This window comes from Flavobacterium melibiosi (genome assembly GCF_048158545.1).
Taxonomy (GTDB): Bacteria; Bacteroidota; Bacteroidia; order Flavobacteriales; family Flavobacteriaceae; genus Flavobacterium; species Flavobacterium melibiosi.
This window is the reverse complement of record NZ_JBLNKU010000008.1, coordinates 171,799-190,741: the sequence shown is the minus strand read 5'-3', so window position 1 is coordinate 190,741 and position 18,943 is coordinate 171,799. Positions and strand designations below refer to the sequence as shown.

At 34.7% G+C, this 18,943-nt stretch carries 19 protein-coding genes, 1 tRNA gene and 1 pseudogene; 14 read left to right on the top strand and 7 right to left on the bottom strand.

The window, feature by feature from the left end:
• The 3 genes and pseudogenes from ACM55F_RS11760 to ACM55F_RS11750 all read left to right on the top strand — a co-directional run.
• Positions 1–102: pseudogene (locus tag ACM55F_RS11760) on the top strand (IS982 family transposase); the annotation flags it as partial.
• A gap of 165 nt (positions 103–267) precedes the next feature.
• A complete protein-coding gene (locus ACM55F_RS11755) occupies positions 268–2,184 on the top strand; it encodes an alpha-amylase family protein (protein WP_416853989.1) in 1,917 nt (638 codons plus the stop codon).
• Between the two features lie 452 nt (positions 2,185–2,636).
• The gene (locus ACM55F_RS11750; RefSeq protein WP_416853988.1) at positions 2,637–4,094 is read left to right on the top strand and encodes an FAD-dependent oxidoreductase; all 1,458 of its coding nucleotides are present in this window, start codon (positions 2,637–2,639) and stop codon (positions 4,092–4,094) included.
• A gap of 22 nt (positions 4,095–4,116) precedes the next feature.
• Here ACM55F_RS11750 and ACM55F_RS11745 read toward each other — a convergent pair whose 3' ends face one another.
• From ACM55F_RS11745 to ACM55F_RS11730, 4 genes are all read right to left on the bottom strand, one after another.
• Positions 4,117–4,302, bottom strand: coding sequence for a hypothetical protein (locus ACM55F_RS11745; protein WP_416853987.1), 186 nt, complete (start codon positions 4,300–4,302; stop codon positions 4,117–4,119).
• Positions 4,303–4,401: 99 nt separating this feature from the next.
• Positions 4,402–4,479, bottom strand: a tRNA-Val gene (locus tag ACM55F_RS11740).
• Positions 4,480–4,687: 208 nt separating this feature from the next.
• Positions 4,688–5,482, bottom strand: a complete 795-nt coding sequence (locus ACM55F_RS11735; protein WP_416853986.1) for a hypothetical protein — start codon at positions 5,480–5,482, stop codon at positions 4,688–4,690.
• A gap of 117 nt (positions 5,483–5,599) precedes the next feature.
• Positions 5,600–6,835 carry a bifunctional folylpolyglutamate synthase/dihydrofolate synthase gene (locus ACM55F_RS11730; RefSeq protein ID WP_416853985.1) on the bottom strand — a complete coding sequence of 412 codons (1,236 nt, stop codon included), beginning with the start codon at positions 6,833–6,835 and terminating at the stop codon, positions 5,600–5,602.
• Positions 6,836–6,964: 129 nt separating this feature from the next.
• Between ACM55F_RS11730 and ACM55F_RS11725 the strand changes: the two genes are divergently transcribed.
• Both ACM55F_RS11725 and ACM55F_RS11720 read left to right on the top strand, forming a co-directional pair.
• Positions 6,965–7,660, top strand: a complete 696-nt coding sequence (locus ACM55F_RS11725; RefSeq protein WP_416853984.1) for a MotA/TolQ/ExbB proton channel family protein — start codon at positions 6,965–6,967, stop codon at positions 7,658–7,660.
• 1 nt (position 7,661) lies between these two features.
• Positions 7,662–8,057: an ExbD/TolR family protein gene (locus ACM55F_RS11720; RefSeq protein WP_131916957.1), complete on the top strand. Its 396-nt coding sequence runs from the start codon at positions 7,662–7,664 to the stop codon at positions 8,055–8,057.
• 344 nt (positions 8,058–8,401) lie between these two features.
• Here ACM55F_RS11720 and ACM55F_RS11715 read toward each other — a convergent pair whose 3' ends face one another.
• From ACM55F_RS11715 to ACM55F_RS11705, 3 genes are all read right to left on the bottom strand, one after another.
• A complete protein-coding gene (locus tag ACM55F_RS11715; protein ID WP_416853983.1) occupies positions 8,402–9,301 on the bottom strand; it encodes an energy transducer TonB in 900 nt (299 codons plus the stop codon).
• Between the two features lie 194 nt (positions 9,302–9,495).
• Positions 9,496–10,722 carry a Glu/Leu/Phe/Val dehydrogenase dimerization domain-containing protein gene (locus ACM55F_RS11710; protein WP_416853982.1) on the bottom strand — a complete coding sequence of 409 codons (1,227 nt, stop codon included), beginning with the start codon at positions 10,720–10,722 and terminating at the stop codon, positions 9,496–9,498.
• Between the two features lie 67 nt (positions 10,723–10,789).
• A complete protein-coding gene (locus ACM55F_RS11705; RefSeq protein ID WP_416853980.1) occupies positions 10,790–11,860 on the bottom strand; it encodes an anhydro-N-acetylmuramic acid kinase in 1,071 nt (356 codons plus the stop codon).
• Positions 11,861–12,090: 230 nt separating this feature from the next.
• Here ACM55F_RS11705 and ACM55F_RS11700 point away from each other — a divergent pair, with 230 nt between their 5' ends.
• The 9 genes from ACM55F_RS11700 to ACM55F_RS11660 all read left to right on the top strand — a co-directional run bounded on the left by ACM55F_RS11700 (position 12,091) and on the right by ACM55F_RS11660 (position 18,941).
• Complete coding sequence (locus tag ACM55F_RS11700) at positions 12,091–13,230, top strand: acyl-CoA dehydrogenase family protein (RefSeq protein ID WP_416853979.1); 1,140 nt, start codon at positions 12,091–12,093, stop codon at positions 13,228–13,230.
• 101 nt (positions 13,231–13,331) lie between these two features.
• Entirely contained in the window at positions 13,332–14,009 is a 678-nt protein-coding gene (locus tag ACM55F_RS11695; protein WP_416836475.1) for a Crp/Fnr family transcriptional regulator, read from the top strand.
• Between the two features lie 106 nt (positions 14,010–14,115).
• Entirely contained in the window at positions 14,116–14,625 is a 510-nt protein-coding gene (locus tag ACM55F_RS11690; RefSeq protein WP_416853978.1) for a YHS domain-containing (seleno)protein, read from the top strand.
• Between the two features lie 10 nt (positions 14,626–14,635).
• Entirely contained in the window at positions 14,636–15,025 is a 390-nt protein-coding gene (locus ACM55F_RS11685; protein WP_416853977.1) for a DoxX family protein, read from the top strand.
• 1 nt (position 15,026) lies between these two features.
• Positions 15,027–15,515, top strand: a complete 489-nt coding sequence (locus ACM55F_RS11680) for a DinB family protein (protein WP_416853976.1) — start codon at positions 15,027–15,029, stop codon at positions 15,513–15,515.
• Positions 15,503–16,213 carry an NRDE family protein gene (locus tag ACM55F_RS11675; protein WP_416853975.1) on the top strand — a complete coding sequence of 237 codons (711 nt, stop codon included), beginning with the start codon at positions 15,503–15,505 and terminating at the stop codon, positions 16,211–16,213. Before ACM55F_RS11680 ends, ACM55F_RS11675 begins: the two co-directional genes overlap by 13 nt.
• Positions 16,214–16,224: 11 nt before the next feature.
• Positions 16,225–17,259 (top strand): D-alanine--D-alanine ligase, encoded by a 1,035-nt coding sequence (locus ACM55F_RS11670; RefSeq protein WP_416853974.1) that lies wholly within the window; start codon positions 16,225–16,227, stop codon positions 17,257–17,259.
• A 4-nt stretch (positions 17,260–17,263) separates the two neighbouring features.
• A complete protein-coding gene (locus ACM55F_RS11665) occupies positions 17,264–17,905 on the top strand; it encodes a LysE family transporter (protein ID WP_416853973.1) in 642 nt (213 codons plus the stop codon).
• Between the two features lie 58 nt (positions 17,906–17,963).
• The gene (locus ACM55F_RS11660) at positions 17,964–18,941 is read left to right on the top strand and encodes a M28 family peptidase (RefSeq protein WP_416853972.1); all 978 of its coding nucleotides are present in this window, start codon (positions 17,964–17,966) and stop codon (positions 18,939–18,941) included.
• Positions 18,942–18,943 lie beyond the last annotated feature (2 nt).

Here is an 18,943-nt window from a genome sequence, read left to right as displayed (position 1 = left end):
ACAAGAGTTTTGGCTAAAATAACAGCATTAACAATGGTACAATATATCAATAAATTTATCTTTCAAAGACCGATAAATAATATTAAAAATCAAATTATTTAATTACACCCAACGGGTTCTTTTATTTTTATAATAAATTAGGTTCTTAATGTAATTTTTTTTCGGACTACATTTTTTTATTATATTTAAAATCATTTTATCTTTGGTAATGGGACTCTATATTATTTTAGGATAAATAATGATAAATAGGTAAAAAAAATATAAAATATGCAACAGGCTGAAAAGTTATCAAAATTGAATGTTTTCTTGGAAGATGTAAAAATTAATGACAAGAATTTCCATTTACGATTAGGAGCAAATTTTCCAATTATCAGTGATTTATTTCAAAAATTATATTCTAATAGTCTTTATAATGAGGAGGCGTTTGAATTATTGATGCATTCTTTGGTTAAAAATTTTGAAGAACGTTCTAGTTTGCAAAAGAAACGTGATATCGCCCGGGTTTCTAATCCAAATTGGTATTCCAGTGAGAAAATTGTTGGAATGATGTTGTATGTTGATCTCTTTAATACTGACTTTAATGGGCTGAAAGAGAAAATTCCTTACTTCAAAGATTTGGGAATTAATACAGTGCATCTGATGCCTTTTTTGGATGTGCCAGAATTTGAAAATGACGGAGGTTATGCGGTCCGCAATTATCGCGAAGTGAATCCTAAATTTGGAACAATGAAGGATTTTGAAGCTTTGGTAAAAGAGTTTCAAAAAAACGACATGAATTTGGTTATGGATTTTGTCCTCAATCATTGCGCTGATGAGCATCAGTGGGCTGTCGAAGCTCGTAAGGGACATCCTAAATACAAAGACTTTTTCTATTTTTTTCCAGACAGGAATTTGCCCAATGCTTATGAACGGACAATGATTGAGATTTTCCCAGATACTTCGCCTGGAAATTTCACTTACTTGCCAGAGAGCGATCAATGGGTGATGACTTTGTTTTATGGTTATCAATGGGATTTGAATTATAAAAATCCAATGGTTTTAGTTGAAATGATAGACACCATGTTATTCTGGTCTAATAAAGGAATAGATATTTTTCGTTTAGATGCTGTAGCATTCATGTGGAAGGAGTTAGGAAAGTTTAATCAAAATCTGCCTGAAGTTCATCTTTTGCTACAGCTCTTTAAATTATGTGGACAAATTGTAGCTCCGGGTGTGGCTTATATTGCTGAAGCGATTGTAGCTCCTGAAGAAATTATAAAATATTTTGGGGAAGGATTGTCTCAAGGAGATGAATGTGACATCGCTTATAATGCCAATTTTATGGCGTTAAGTTGGGAAGCTTTGGCTACTCAGAATACTAATTTACTCAAAAAATCAATGAATGCGGTTCCTAAGAAACCGAGAAACACCACGTGGATAAATTATGCTCGTTGTCATGATGATATCGGATTTGGATTTGATGACAAACTAGTGACCGAATTGGGATTAGACAGCTTACAGCATCGTTTGTATATTTTAAAACACTATTGTGACGGTTTTAACGGCAGTTTTGCACTTGGACAGCGCTTTATGATTGAGCATGAAACGGGTAATGCCCGGCTCTCAGGATCTATGGCGGCATTATGTGGATTGGAAAAAGCATTGAAGGAAAACAACGAGAGAGAAATTAATCTGGGCATAAAACAAATCAATCTGCAACATGCTATTATTTTGTCTTTAGGGGGTTTGCCAATGATTTTTAGCGGAGATGAGGTTGCCTTGCCAAACAATTATGATTATTTAAATGATGAAAGTAAAAAGCATGATAACCGCTGGCTGCACCGTTCTAAAATGGATTGGAGTTTGGTTGAAAATATAGAAGATTCTTCATCAGCACAAGCTCAGGTCTATAGACAATTAAAAATTTTAATAAAAATTCGCAAGCAAACACCTGCTTTTGCGGATAATAATGATTTAGAATTTATCGATTATGAAAATACTCATTTGTTAGTGTATAAAAAAACAGTTAACAAGGATGCCGTTTATGTTATTGTAAATTTCTCTGAATTTGATACTTTTTTCGAAAGAAATTTATTTTCCGATTTGAATGAAAATAAACTGTTCAATTTACTGACGGAAAGTGAAATTGAGATTCATGAAAAAAACTTTATAGGCTCTTATGATGTATTATGGCTTAGAAAATAATACTATCATGAAAAGCTATGCGTTTTTTCATTAAACTTGTAAATTAAATAACTTCACTAATCAACTATTTTTTCTCAAAAATCAATATTTGACAAACTAAGGAAATTTAAAAAACAAAGAGGCTGTCCGAAAAAGACAGCCTCTTTCTTGGTTTTCTTGATTGAGTACGAACCATTTTATGCAGGATTTGAAGAAAATTTCAATAAAATAGCGCTGAGAAATCCTTTCTATTTCAATTTGAAAAAAGTAGTTTTGTGCTGCTAATCTTTTGTCTTAAAGTTACGCCAACTGCCACAAGCGGCAAAACGCAGAAAAATATAAATTTCTCACGTTAAATTATATAGAAGTAATGAAAGTCATAATCACTACTTTACTATTAAGCCCAGCATCAATTGTATCGGCTAAGTTTTTTCTTATAGAGAGGAGTCAAGATCAAGTTAAATAAAGAGGAAGTGAAAAAAGTGGAAAATGAAGAAGCAAGCTGGATTATTTGTCAGGAATGTCAGGGACGCGGCAAAAAAAGTCAAAGGCTCACCAAGAAAGTGAAACTCCGCTACCAGATGGCACTCGATCAATTTGAAAAAACAAAAGGCGAAGGAACGGCTCCAGTTCGTCCTAAAGGCCATTTATACTTATGCGTGCACTGTTCCGGATCCGGATTACTTCCTTCTGCCAGTCCTCCTGTAGCGGATAAAGAAAACTACCCACACGTTGCTATTATTGGTGGCGGTATAGGAGGAGTCGCTCTAGCTGTGGCTTGTTTGCACCGCGGGATTCCTTTTACCCTTTATGAGCGCGATAGCGACTTCGATGCTCGATCTCAGGGCTACGGACTCACTTTGCAACAAGCTAGTAAAGCCATCGAGGGATTTGGTATTTTCTCGTTAGAAGAAGGGGTGATTTCAACAAGACATGTGGTTCATACTACAGAAGGAAAAGTGATCGGTGAATGGGGAATCAGAAAGTGGATGCAGTCAGATGCGAAAACGTATGCGAAACGTACAAATGTGCATATCGCGCGGCAATCTTTGCGTTTAGCTCTGCTTGAGCAACTCGGCGGACATGATGTAGTACAGTGGGGGCACCAGTTAGTAGATTTTAAGAAATGTGAGGGTGAAGGTGTTGATTTAAGCTTTCAAGTGGACGGGAAGATTCAGCCCTTCAAGGCGGATCTTGTGGTTGGAGCCGATGGTATTCGTAGTTCGGTGCGGAGGTTGCTGATTGGTGCCGATAGTACCCCTTTACGTTACCTAGGTTGTATTGTAATATTGGGTATTTGTCATTTGAGGGCTCTCGAAGGTCTTACTAATTCTTTACTGGACTCGGCCACTGTATTTCAAACCGCCAATGGCAATGAGCGGATCTACATGATGCCTTATACGTCAGACTCGGTGATGTGGCAACTTAGCTTCCCAATGCCAGAAAAAGAGGCTAAGGCGTTAAGTGCTCAAGGACTTCAAGCACTCAAGGAAGAGGCTTGTCGTAGAACTCAGTGGCACGATCCCATTCCTCAGATTTTAGCGGCGACCCTGGAAGCGCAGATTTCTGGCTATCCCGTGTATGATCGAGAATTACTCGAGTCAGAATTGTTGGAGAAAGTGGGGCAAGTGACTTTGATCGGAGATGCAGCTCATCCCATGAGTCCATTCAAAGGACAAGGAGCAAATCAAGCGTTGTTGGATGCACTCTCGCTGGCTCGCGGGATCACAAGAGGATGTCGACCTTTATCTGAATGGAGAAAAGCTGGATTGAGGAAAAGTGTATTAACTGAGTTTGAAGCGGAAATGTTAGAACGCAGTGCTACCAAAGTGAAAGATTCAGCAGAGGCCGCACAGTTCCTACATTCCGAAATTGTACTTCATGAGGGTGATGAGCCGAGAGGACGGTGTCTAAAGAAAAAAGACGCTTAAATTCTGGCTGTTGTTTGCAATATTACCTTATGAAATGAAAAGTCTTTAATGATTTTCCATTTGGAAAAAACAGCTCTTCACTTTCAATAAGTCTTAATTCTGTCGCCATTGCCTTATTTATAAGAATATCGGGATTTATAAGTTGAAAAAGAGTTCCTACCTTTTGCACGCTTTCAATTCCTGACTGGCTAACTGAATTATGGGACATGCGATTTTTATAATCTTCTAAAGGTATTTTGGATCAATCCTAAAAGTTGTGGGGAAAATATTAAGCAAAAAAAACTCCTTAATTTCTTAAGGAGTTTCTTGGTGGGCGATGAGGGGTTCGAACCCCCGACCCCCTCGGTGTAAACGAGGTGCTCTGAACCAGCTGAGCTAATCGCCCTATTACAATATAGTAATTTTCATTACCTTATTGCGAGTGCAAATATAAGCTTGTTTTTCGCTTCTCCAAAACATTTTTAAATAAATTTCAATATTTTTTAAGAGTAAAATTATATTTGATTGGTATTTAATTTATTAGGTTTAATAAAAATTCTCAAATAAACTCCGTTTGCTCGTGATAAGACAGCGTTTATTTGAGAAATCAGAATTTATTTGGATAAAGAAGGAACATTGGTGTAGAGGAAATCACCATGCATGCCAGTAAACGTCTTGTTGAATTCATCAAAAAACACTTTTCGGTCTTCTTCTTTTGGCCAAGCTGTTTTTATTAATTCATTTTGTTTATCGCTGGATTTTTCTAAATCGGCTAATGAATCATAATAATAGGCTTCGAGGAAATCTCTGCTGTCAGCTCCCCATGAATGACGGTGGGGGTAATATCCTTTTATATAAGGATTATTCATGGTAATTTTTTCATTAAATTCTTTTAGCCCTTTACCTTGGCCGTTCATCGACATTTGTGATTTTCGTACATAAACGATCATAGGTTCTTTAGTAGTAGGTTTGAATTCTTTGGTGCCGGTAACAGAGGAGTAAATTTCATCGGAATGTATAGGAGAATAATAGCTGTTGTATTTTTCGAAAAAAGCAGTTCTGGCTTTTTCATCAGGCCAGCCTTTTTCTACTAGCTGATTAGTCACCTCACCAGATTTTTCTATATCTTCCCAAGTTTTAAAAGCTGAAACGTGTAAAATTTCAGAACTGTTTTCTGTGTAATAATGATTGAGGATTTCGGAACCAATTATTAAATCATTCTTACTGGTAACTTTGTCAAAGTATTCTTGTTCAGTTTCCTTCCAGTCTTTTCTATCGGAATCTAGATTCCTATGCATGGTCGTTACTGTAATAAATATAGGTTCCGGGGCTTCTTGAGCAAACATGCCAACGCTTAACAAGAATGTTAAAATTAACATTCTTAATACTAAATTGTCTTTCTTTTTCATAATAGTTTAATAATTAAGTGATTAATAAAAAATAATAGTCACATAAATTTAACAAATTATGAATCAAGTAGTTGTTGAAATAAGTAATTTATTTTAGATAATAATTGTTGTCAAAATTTAAACCCTTTTATTTAAAGGTAATTCGGCTACAACAAAGGTGCTGCCGCCAATAAAAATGAAATCATTTTTTGTGGCATTATTCTTAGATTTGTTGTATGCTTCTGTTACAGAGGAGTATGTGTCTCCGTTAAGATTGTAATTTTTTGCTTTTTCTTGTAAAATTGAGGAGTCTAAACCACGTGGAATATTGGGTTTACAGAAATAATAGATTGCTTTTTTAGGGAATAAAGGCAAAATCTCATCTAAATCTTTATCGTTTACTACTCCCAAAACAATATGTAAAACATCAAAATCTTCTTTTTGTATTTGTTTTAAAACAATTTCCAATCCGTTTTTATTGTGCGCTGTGTCGCAAATGACTTTTGGGAATTCATTCAGTTGTTGCCATCTTCCTTGAAGTCCAGTGTTTTTGACTACATTTAGTAAACCGGATTTTGTATTTTTGGGAGTGATTTTAAATTCGTTCTGACTATTTAAAACTGTGATGGTTTGTAAAACGGTTTTCTTATTATGCAACTGATAATCTCCAATTAAATCAGAGGGATAGGTTTCTGAAACTAAATCAGAAGCAAAATAGATTCCGGAGTTGCATTCCTTGGCTTTAGCCAAAAAAACGGGCTTGGTTTCAGGTGTGTATTCTCCAATAACCACAGGTACGTTAGGCTTTATGATTCCCGCTTTTTCAAAAGCGACAGCTTCAAGTGTGTTGCCCAAAAATTGTGTGTGATCCAATCCTATATTTGTAATAACCGAAACTAATGGAGTGATGATATTGGTGGCATCTAATCTTCCACCCATTCCCACTTCAATAACGGCGATGTCTACTTTTTCTTTTGCAAAATAATCGAAAGCCAATCCAACGGTCATTTCGAAAAAACTCATGTCGTTTGATTCAAAAAAATTTTTGTGTTCATTGATGAAATCAGTAACAAATTCTTCAGAAATATCCTCTCCGTTAATTTTTATACGTTCTCGAAAATCCTTTAAATGTGGGGAAGTATATAATCCAACTTTATAACCCGCTTCTTGAAGTATGGATGCCAACATGTGTGAAGTGGAACCTTTTCCGTTAGTTCCCGCAACATGAATACACTTTATTTTTTCTTGTGGATTATCAAGATGAGCTATGAGTAAATGCGTGTTGGTTAAATCTTTTTTATAGGCCGAAGCGCCCTGAAGTTGGTACATCGGGAGTTGATTAAACATCCAATTTATGGTTTTCTGATAGTTCATTTTTGTAATAAAATAGTAGTTGTTTAAAATATTTTTCGATTTTTTTAGTTTAATAGTACATCGAAAAGTATCTTTAGTGCAAAATTGAAATAATTTTTAGAATTAATGATTAAAATACAATAATATTATATGTTTAGTTTTATACAATTACAGGCCGACACCATTGCTAATGCTGCTTCAAACGTAGTTATTGAAAAAATTGCTCCAAATACCGAAATATCCACTTTAGGGTTTCTTTTAAAAGGTGGTGTGTGGTTAATCCCAATTGGAATCCTATTATTTTATACTTTTTATTTGATTATTGAGCGCTATTTGTACATTAGTAAAGCATCAAAAATCGACAATCTTTTGATGAGAGATGTTCGCGACAATCTAAATTCAGGGAATCTGGATTTGGCTCGATCTATAGCAGAACGAAACAGTACCGCTTCGGGTAATATTGTAAAAGAGGGTATTCTTGTTATTGGGAGACCAATTATTGAAATTGAATCCAATATGGATCGTGCTGCAGATATCGAAATAGGGGAAATGGAAAAGCATTTAGGTCATTTGGGACTTATTGCCGGAATTGCGCCTACACTTGGATTTATTGGAACTATTTCAGGAGTAATTAAAATATTTTACAGCATTTCGGTAACTGAAAATATTAGTATTGGTAATATTTCGGGAGGATTATATGAGAAAATGATTAGTAGTGGTGCTGGATTGATAGTTGGTATTATTGCTTACAGCGGGTATCATTTATTAAATGGCAAGATTGATAATTTTGCTTTAAAAATTCAAAAACAGATATTGGAATTCGTAAATATTATTCAAAGATCGTAACATGTCTATAAAACGAAAAAGAAGATTTCATGCCGAGGTGGCTACTTCGTCATTAAGTGATATTATGTTTTTCTTATTGTTATTTTTTCTGATTATATCTACTTTGGCGAATCCTAATGTTATTAAAATGACATTGCCAAAAGCTAAATCTAACGAGAAAACAAATAAGCAATACATTAGTTTGTCCGTTACCGAGGATAAAAAATTCTATATAGACAAGCAAGCGGTTTCATTTGAAGAACTGGAAACGACTTTAATGTCTAAGATGAATTCAGAGAAAGATCAAACGGTTATTGTTCGTATTCCATTCAATTTACAAGTACAGGATTTAGTTGACGTACTGCAAATAGGAGTGAAGAACAATCTGAAGTTTGTGATTGCTACAAGTCCCAAGTAAATGTTATTACGAGTTTTTTACTAAGCAATCGCATCATTTGGGCGTGACCACAATAGAAAAATGGGCTAATCACCTTATGCTGATTAGCCCATTTTTCTATTGTGGTCGTCCCGAACATCGGGATATCCGCAGTACTTCGGTACTTGGATGTTGCTCTCGTTATGTGATGGCGCCCGTTCCTTGCAATGACAAGATAAGAAATTATGAAAAAATAGTGTTCTAGCCTAGCCCCGATGGGAGTGGCATCCTTTTTATAAGGTGATTTTTCTTCACCTTATAAAAAGATAGAACGTACAGCGGGACAAGTGTTGTTGAAAAAACGAAAAAGTGGTGCTCCTGATTTTTTAATTCAAATTGAAATTATAAACAATCTTACCTACTTGTTTTTCCGGAGCATCGCTGCTGGCGTCCCATTTCGTGTTCATGGCCGCAATTCTGGCTTGATCTAATAAGCATTTTGCGGTATTGGTAGTTCCTTTTACACCGGCAACTGCATTTACAGTCCTTCCGGTTCTGTCAACAGAAACTTCTACAACAACTTTTCCTTGTTCATTACACGTATATTTTGGTGCGGGTTTAGATAATGCTTTTCGGTTTCCTAAAGAATATCCAACTCCTCCGCCAGAACCACTTCCGGTTCCTCCACCGCTTCCGGAGCCATAGCCGCTACCAGTTCCTATTCCGGTTCCAGTGCCATTTCCTCCGCCTGTTCCTCCTCCAGAACCACCAGTTCCATAATAGCCATTAGAGCTTAGACTTCCGTTAGCTTTTCCTTTGTTTCCGGCTGCTTTGTCATCGCCATCTCCTCCTTTATTAGAGCCTTTTAAAATGCTGGATAAAGCATCATTTGTATTATTGGAAACTTTAGGTTTTACAACGACTGGTTTTGTTTCTTCTTTTACAACGACTGTTGGCTTTTTAGTTTTTTCTTTTGTCGGAATCACAACGCTTTCTTCAGTGCTGTTTTCCTGCGATAAAATAGCTTCGTCAGGAGTTGCTTTTGTTGGCGTTTGTCTCGTTTGGTTTTTTACTTGCAACACTTCACTTTTATAATTTGCTCCAGAACCCAAATCGCTGTCTCCGAAATTCACGGTAACGCCTCCGCCACCTCCTCCGCCTGCAAGTTCAGCCAAGTTTGCTGGTGGCCAAAAGCGTATAAAAAATAAAATTAACAACATTGTCGCATACAAAAGAATGGATATGGCTAAAGATTTCTTTTGGTCTGATGAAATGGTGGAACTCATTTGTATTTTAAATTTAAAAAAGTGTATTACTAAAAAACGTTGAAAAGTACTAAAAATTGTCAAGAGTAAAAAGCTACTGCCAGAATATAAATAAGATCGCTTTTATTTAAAATTGAAAATAAGAAAAAGGGATTAAATAGATTTTGAATAATCCACTTAATCCCAGTTCTAATATGTTTTAAGAATGCTGTATTTTAGGTAAGCTGCTTCAATGCAATTTCAAAAGCGGTGGCACTTATATTAGTTTTGCTAGGATTCAAATCATGTGCTTTCTGAATCGCTTTTTTAATAGTCTCCGATGTGTCTTGAAAGATTGCTTCATCGGTCATTTGTACTTTCTTTTCCATGAAATATGCAAAAACGCGAGCCATTCCACAATTAGAAATAAAATCTGGAATTAAACTCACTTTATGATCTACATCTTCCATAATTGGTCCGAAAAATATTTCTTTGTCGGCAAAAGGAACATTCGCACCACACGAAATTACTTCAAGGCCATTCGTAATCAAACTGTCAATTTGAGACTGAGCCACTAATCTGGAAGCGGCACATGGAGTGAATATTTCAGCACCAATTGTCCAGATTTTTTTATTGATTTCTTCAAAAGGAATCATGTTTTCGGCTACCAGTTTGTTTCCGTCTTTAGCAAGGAATAATGCTTTTATTTCCTCGAAAGTAAATCCTTCTTCATTTATTAATCCGCCATCTCTATCAATAATACCGATGATTTTTGCTCCCATTTCGGCCAGATAAAATGCTGCAGCCGAACCTACATTTCCAAATCCCTGGACAATGGCTTTCTTGCCTTTTACATCTCCGCCATAAATAGTATAATAATTACGAACTGCTTCAGCAACGCCAAAACCGGTAATCATATCTGCAATGGTATATTTTCGAGAAACGTCTGGTGAGAATTTTGGATTCTCTATTACTTTAACCACACCTTGACGCAATTGACCAATTCTGTTGATTTTATCAGCTTCGGTAGGCTTGAAATGTCCATTAAAAACGCCTTCCTGCGGATGCCAAACGCCACACTCTTCAGTCATGGGGATTACTTCGTGAATTTCATCCACATTCAAATCACCACCGGTTCCGTAATAACTTTTCAATAAAGGAGAAACCGCTTTGTACCAACGTTGTAAAACGCCTTTTTTTCTTGGATCATTCGGGTCAAAATTAATTCCGGATTTAGCACCGCCAATAGCAGGTCCTGAAACCGAAAATTTCACTTCCATTGTTTTCGCCAAAGACAAAACTTCATTCATATCCAATCCTTTTCTCATACGAGTTCCACCGCCAGCAGCGCCACCACGAAGAGAATTAATTACAGTCCAACCTTCGGCTTCGGTTTCAGCATCTTTCCAATGGAAAACTATCTCAGGTTCTTTATTTTCGAATTTCTTTAATAAATCTTTCATTTATTGCGATATGTTTAATTTTGACAAATATAAAAAATAGAATAATGCGAATTATGTATTTTTGATATTATTTTGAGTAATAAACGTTTCCAGAGCTATGATCCATTTTAGCACCCGTAACACTGCTCAAAACATTGATTTCTCCTCGTAATTTTAATACGCCAAGTAAAGCGAAAATCAACGCTTCTTTGAATTCCAGGATTTTGGTTGATGGAATTATGATTTTCATTTCCGGTAAATAAGACTGAATACGCTCGATAAGAAAATCATTGTATGCGCCACCGCCAGTTATATAAAGACTTCCTTTTTTATTTGGCAAAGCCAAGGCAATTTGTAACGCTACATGTTCGGTGAACGTGCATAATTTGTCTTCAATAGCGATTTCAAAACTTTCGATTAAAGGTAAAACGGTTTCTTTTACAAATTCAAAACCCAGTGATTTAGGATGTTTTTTTTGGTAAAAATCCAAAGCATTTAATTCATTTAGTAAATTAGTATCGATTTTTCCAGTTCTTGAAATGGTGCCTTTATCATCATAATCGAATCCAAATTGATTGGCGTAAAAATTCAAAACGGTGTTTACCGGTGAAATATCAAAAGCGATTCGTTGCTGGTCCTGTTCAAAAGACACATTCGAAAAACCACCTAAATTCATGCAATAATCGTATTCAGGAAATAATATTCGGTCGCCAATAGGAACCAAAGGAGCACCTTGGCCACCAAGTTGGACATCTTGTACTCTAAAGTCGCAGACTACCGTTTGGTGAATTAAAGTCGCGATTTCGGGTAAATTACCAATTTGAAGCGTAAATCCATTCTGTGGTTGATGTAAAATAGTGTGGCCATGAGAACAAACGGCGTCCAGGTTTTCGATTTTATGTTTTTCGATAAAAGCTTCAATAATGGAAGCGAGAAGTTGGGTGTAATCCTGATTTAATTTTTTGAGTTGCTCTTTAGAATAATCCACTGCCGATTTTAGACTTTGTATCCAACTTGAACTATAGGCTATAGTTTCGCTTTCAAGTATTTCAAAAGTCCATTTATTGTTCTTTACTTTAAATTGGATATGTGTCAAATCAACACCATCGAGCGAAGTTCCTGACATTACTCCGATAACGTTATAGTAATCTTCTTTCATTGAGTAAATTTCTAAATCAAAATTGATAATTTCATAATATTAAAGTATCTTTGAATGCTTTTTTTAAATAAAAAGTAATTTAATGTGTGTAACTTAAAACAATAGTCAAATTTACAGCAAAAAGTAGGAAGCATAAAAAAATTTCTAAAGCTGTAAATTTAAGGATTGTAATTGAGTAATTTTACTTTTATTTGTAGAGTTGAAATTTTAATAAAAAACAAAATATAGTTATGGATTTTAATCTAACCGAAGAGCAGTTAATGATTCAGCAAGCAGCTAAAGATTTTGCTCAAAATGAATTATTGCCAGGTGTTATTGAAAGAGACGAATTCTCTAAATTTCCAACGGAGCAGGTGAAAAAAATGGCGGAGCTTGGCTTTTTAGGAATGATGGTGGATCCTAAATATGGTGGTTCCGGATTGGATAGTGTTTCTTATGTATTGGCGATTACTGAAATTGCAAAAGTAGATGCATCTTCAGCAGTTGTAATGTCTGTAAATAACTCTTTGGTTTGTGCAGGTTTAGAAAAGTATTGTAATGAAGAACAAAAAATGAAATACTTAGTTCCTCTTGCCAAAGGAGACGTAATTGGTGCTTTTTGTTTGTCTGAGCCTGAAGCAGGTTCTGATGCGACTTCGCAAAAAACAACTGCAATCGATAAAGGAGATTATTATTTATTGAATGGAACCAAGAACTGGATTACTAATGGATCTTCAGCATCTACCTATATTGTAATTGCTCAAACTGATGTTGAAAAAGGGCATAAAGGAATTAATGCATTTATAGTTGAAAAAAGTTGGGCAGGTTTTGATATTGGTCCAAAAGAGAAAAAAATGGGAATTCGTGGTTCAGATACCCATTCGTTAATGTTTAATGATGTTAAAGTACCAAAGGAAAACCGAATTGGAGCAGACGGATTTGGATTCAATTTTGCGATGAGCGTATTAAACGGCGGTAGAATAGGCATTGCTTCTCAAGCTTTAGGCATTGCGACTGGTGCTTATGAATTGGCCTTAAAATATTCACAGGAGCGTAAAGCTTTTGGCAAAGAAATTTTCAAACACCAAGCGATTGCTTTTAAATTAGCGGATATGGCAACTCAAATTATGGCTGCCAGAATGTTGTGTTTTAAAGCGGCATCTGAAAAAGATTTAGGAATGGATATTTCTCAATCTGGAGCTATGGCTAAGTTATTTGCTTCACAAACCGCTATGGATACGACTATTGAAGCAGTTCAAATTCACGGTGGGAATGGCTATGTAGCCGAGTATCATGTGGAACGTATGATGCGTGATGCCAAAATTACTCAAATATATGAGGGAACTTCTGAAATTCAGCGTATTGTGATTTCAAGAACACTGATTTCATAAATAAAATTGTATTAAATTTTCAAACCCTTTCAAGTCTTGATTTGAAAGGGTTTTGTTTTTTAAATCATTTTTTTAATACATTTACTAAAAGAATTACTTTCATGTATGAAGATTTAAAATATTGGTATTTGCGCGATCACAAATTGTTTCGAACATTGAGTTTTGGACAAATCAAACAATTGTGCATCATTACCGGTTTTAAAAAAGCGAAAAAAGGCGAAATTATTTATTTTTCTTCTTCGGATGTGCCAAGGATTTTTCTGCTGAAAAAAGGGAATATCAAAATTGTAGCAGTTGATGAAGAAGGTAATGAAACGATAAAAGATATTATTCAAAAAGGGGATTTATTCGGGGAACTGACTTTAGAAACCGATGATCAAACGAATGAATATGCAAAAGTGCTTTCTGATGACGTGGCTATTTGTAGCTTTCTAATGGCTGACTTTGAGGATCTATTGTTACGAAATCCAAGTTTGGCACTTTCTTATACCAAATTTGTGGGTTTAAAAATGAAACGCATCAAGAACAGTTATTCTAATTTGATTTCTAAAGATGCAAAAACCAGATTGTTTCAGTTTCTAAAAGATTGGGCTGAAAAAGAAGGTAAAAGAGTGGATAATAAAGTGGTGATTGAAAATTATCTGACACAAAATGATATTGCGCAGATTATTTGTACTTCAAGGCAGACTGCGACTCAATTGCTCAATGAAATGGAAACTAACGGAACACTGATTTATAACCGAAAAGAAATCGTTATCTCGGATATTTCAAAACTGTAGTTTCAATTATTTCGTACGTATTGTAAACTAGCTGACAAATGGCTTTTTTGATTCTAAATATCTTTGTTTAAGAAATAAACGAAGTCTCTTTTAAAATTAAATTACAATGAAATTGAATATTCAAGAATGCAAAAAAAGCAATTTTAAATTGTGGAGTAGAAAACAAATCCTCTACATGTTCGTTAGTATTATTTCGCTGACAACAGTTGCACAAACCGAAAATAGTCGATTAACTCATTTTAATTTAGAACGTAAAGTTGCCTTACAAGGGTACGATCCAGTAGCTTATTTTAAACAAGGGAAAGCCGTAAAGGGGAAAAAAGAACTAACAGCAACATACGAAGGGGTAACGTATAATTTTTCAATGCCTGTAAATAGAGAGTATTTCTTAAAAAATCCTTTGAAATATGAACCGCAATTTGGAGGTTGGTGCGCTTATGCGATGGGGGATTCCGGCGAAAAAGTGGAAATAAACCCACAAACTTTTAAGATTGTTGACGAAAAATTATATTTGTTTTATAATGCTTATTTCAATAATACATTGAAAAGTTGGAATAAAGACCAAGCCAATTTAAAGTCAAAAGCAGAGAGTAATTGGAAAAAAATAATCAAATAAAACAGTAATCATGAAAACAACTATTTTATCTTGGATTTTACGTATTGCAGTGGCAGTAATTTTATCACAAACGTTATATTTTAAATTTACTGGAGCTGAGGAAAGTATTTATATTTTTAGTGCTTTGGGAGTGGAACCTTATGGAAGAATTGGTACCGGAATTTTAGAATTGATTACTGTAATTCTAATTTTAATGCCTAGAACTACAATATATGGAGCATTGCTAGGTTCTGTTATAATGGTTGGAGCTATTCTTTCTCATCTGTTTGTTCTGGGAATTGAAGTCGAGGGTGATGGTGGAACGCTATTTGCGTTGGCAAACATAACCTTATTCAGTTGTCTTACTTTGATTTTTTTAAATAGAGATAAAATACCAAATTTGTTAAAATTAAAACTATAATATGCTGATACCTTCTATTACTAATAGTCTAAACGAATTGATTGATTTGCTCAATCAATTATCGAAAAAGGATTACTCAAACCCATGTGCTGAATTGAGTAATGCCAGTATAGGTGAACACACGAGGCATATTATCGAAATGTTTCAGTGTCTTGAAAATCAATACGATTTAGGGATTGTGAATTACGATAAAAGAGAGCGCAATGTATTAATTCAAACAGATATGAATTATGCGATTCATCATATTTTAGAAATAAAAAATAATCTTGAAAAAGAGAATAAAAATATCGATTTGCAACAAATGATTGACGGTGAAGAAATCCGAATTCAAAGTAATTATTATCGAGAATTGCTTTATAATTTAGAGCATTGTATTCATCATCAGGCACTGATAAAAGTGGCTATTTTAAAATGTGAAAATATCATGGTCGATGAGAATTTTGGAGTTGCCCGTTCTACAATTGAATACAGGAATCAATGTGCACAGTAAGTTTTGTCCATGTCAACGATAGGATTATAATTACCTCAAATCGAGATGAAAAAATAATTAGACCCTCTGCAATACCGCCCAGAGATTATACCATAAACGGTAAGAATGTCATTTTTCCAAAAGACCCAAAAGCTGGTGGAACTTGGTTTGTTGTCGATGCAAATGGAACTGTTTTAGTTTTATTAAATGGTGCTGACGAAAAACACAAAGTAGTGCTTCCTTACAGGAAAAGTCGCGGTCTAATTGTGCTAGATATTATTAGCAGCGTATCACCAAAGGACTTTTGGGACGAAATTGATTTGGAAAACATTGAGCCTTTTACATTGATTTTATTTCAAAATAAGGAGCTGTTTCAATTGCGATGGAATGGGAATCAGAAAGAAACGACTCTTTTAGATAGTCATAAAAATCATATTTGGTCGTCGTCAACATTGTATCCAGCGGCAATTCAAGAGAAGCGTACAAATTGGTTTTATACTTTTTTGGATGCAAATCCAGAAATATCAGAAACAGAGATGCTTCATTTTCATAGCTATACCGAAGAGAAAAATCAGGAAAACGGATTGGTTATCAATCGAAATGACGAAATGAAAACCTTGAGTATTACCCAATCTGTAATCGAAAAAAATAAAGTCGCTATATTGCATTGCGATTTGATTGCACAAAAAGAGTACAAGACCTCATTTATCACTATTTAAAATTTTCTCAATTGAAATTACTTTTTCATAAGATTACGCATTGGGAATATTGGCCGTTCCAGATTGTTTATATTCCAATTTATTTTCTTTGGGCATTTTATTCGCTTAAAGCAAAATCGATTTTTTTCTTTAACGCGGCTAATCCAACGATAAAAAACGGAGGATTTATGATGGAGTCTAAAAAAGCAATCTACGATTTAATTCCACAGCGGTATTACCCAAAAACGGAACTTATAAAAGAAGGAACTTCACTGGAAGAAATTCTAAAAGCAATCCAATTTTCAGGAATAAAATATCCATTGATTGCAAAACCTGATATTGGTTTGCGTGGTTCCGGAGTCAAGAAAATAGATACTGTTGCCGACTTAAAAAGATACGCTGAAAAGGCAAATTTTGATTTTGTAGTGCAAGATTTAATTCCTTTCGAAAATGAAGTCGGTATTTTTTATGTGCGTTATCCACACGAGAAAATGGGTAAAATAACAGGAATAGTTTCGAAAGAATTTCTAATAATCACTGGAGACGGAATTGTAACTGTTGAACAATTAATCAAGAAAAATCCGCGTTACGAATTGCAACTTAAAGTATTGCGGCAAGAATACGGTAAGAAATTATTGGAGGTTTTGCCAAAAGGAGAAAAACTAAATTTAGTGCCTTATGGGAATCATGCCCGTGGTGCGAAATTTATTGACGGAAGCCATTGGATTACCCCAAAATTAAGCGAAACCATTAATGAAATGTGTTTGCAAATTCCAGGTTTTTATTTTGGAAGATTGGATGTTATGTATACTACTTTGGAAGATTTGGAACAAGGAAAAAATTGCTCTATTGTTGAGTTGAATGGAGCGGCAAGTGAACCCACACATATTTATGATCCGAAACATTCGTTGCTATTTGCGTGGAAAGAACTTGCCCGTCATATTACGTATATGTATGAAATAAGTGTTGAAAATTATAAAGCCGGAAATGTGTATTTGTCCCACAAGCAAGGGATGAAAGAATATCGTTTGCATCAAGAGCAAAGCAATAGAATAGTAAATTTCTAATAAAATGAAAGTTATAAAAAATATTCTCGTTGGTTTCTTGGTGAGTTTCATAGGTTCAGTTCCACTGGGATATTTAAATATTATTGGATTCGAAATTTATTCTGAATTAGGAATTAAGAGCTTGATTTTTTATTTATTGGGCGTTATTTCGGTTGAGGTTTTTGTAATTTACTTCACGTTGATTTTTGCAAATCAATTGGTAAGCAATAAAAAATTGATGAAAATTATCGATTTTTTTGCGGTCTTCTTTTTGCTGTTTCTGGGCTATTCTTTTTATGCTCATTTGAATCAAACAGTAGAAAATCATAACGATTTAGAGAAATTTATAAAGTATTCGCCTTTCCTAATTGGTGTGTTTTTGAATGGGATCAATTTTCTTCAAGTGCCATTTTGGACAGGATGGAACCTCTATTTGATTAATGGGAATTATATTGCTATCGAGAAAAGACTTAAATATTATTACGTTTTTGGGACTTTAGTTGGGACGTTTTTTGGAATGCTTGCTTTAGTAATTATTCTAAATTTGTTTTCCCAAAATACGGCTAGTTTTTCAAGATATATAGTGCCTGTAATTATTCCGTTATTTTTTGTAGTTTTAGCTCTGATTCAAATGTATAAAGTCTACAAAAAGTATTATAAGAAATAAGATTTTGATCCTATCAATTAAAATAAGATTGCTCCTTTTAACCAAAGAATTATTAACTATGAAAAACACATTTTTACTTCTTACGTTCGTTCTATTTGGATGTGTACGAAATTCTCCTATCACGGCGCAAGCTACAAACGATACCCGATTAAAATTAGCAGAAACGGAATATAAAGTCAAAGAAAGTGATGTTGCAGAAACATTGAAATACTTGACTTCGGACGAATTGGAAGGCAGAGAAACCGGGACAAGAGGAATGGTGAAAGCGGCAGATTATTTGGAGCAGTTTTTCAAAGACAATAACGTCAAACCTTATTTTTCCAGTTATCGCGATACGTTGTCTAATTTCAAAGAGCCAGCTTTTAATATCGTAGGTTTTGTTGAAGGAAACGATCCAGTGCTAAAAAATGAATTTGTTATTATTAGCGGACATTATGATCACATTGGAATTGATAAAAAAGGAGTGAATGGAGATTTTATAAATAATGGAGCGAATGATGATGCCTCGGGAACAACTGCAGTTGCTGAAATGGCGAAATATTTCAGTATTGCTCAAAATAATAAAAGAAGCATTCTTTTTGTGTTTTTTGCAGGAGAGGAAAAAGGGTTGTTAGGTTCTAAGCATTTAGCCAAAAAGCTGAAAGACCAAGATTTTAAATTGTATGCCCAGTTCAATATTGAGATGATTGGAGTGCCAATGAAAAGAGATTATCTGGCGTATATTACCGGTTTTGACAAGTCGAATATGGCGGGTAAAATCAATGAATATACAGGAAAAAATACGATTGGGTTTTTACCCAAAGAAGCCGAATATCAATTGTTTTACAGATCAGATAATTATTCTTTTTATAATGTTTTCAAGGTTCCGTGCCAGTCTATAAGTACTTTCGATTTTGAAAATTTCGAATTCTACCATCATGTTTCGGATGAATTCAAAGCGATGGATATTCCGCACATGACTTCGTTTATTCAGGAATTATTGCCTGCCGTAACACAAATGGCTAATACGCCAACACATGAAATTCATATGAATTAGTG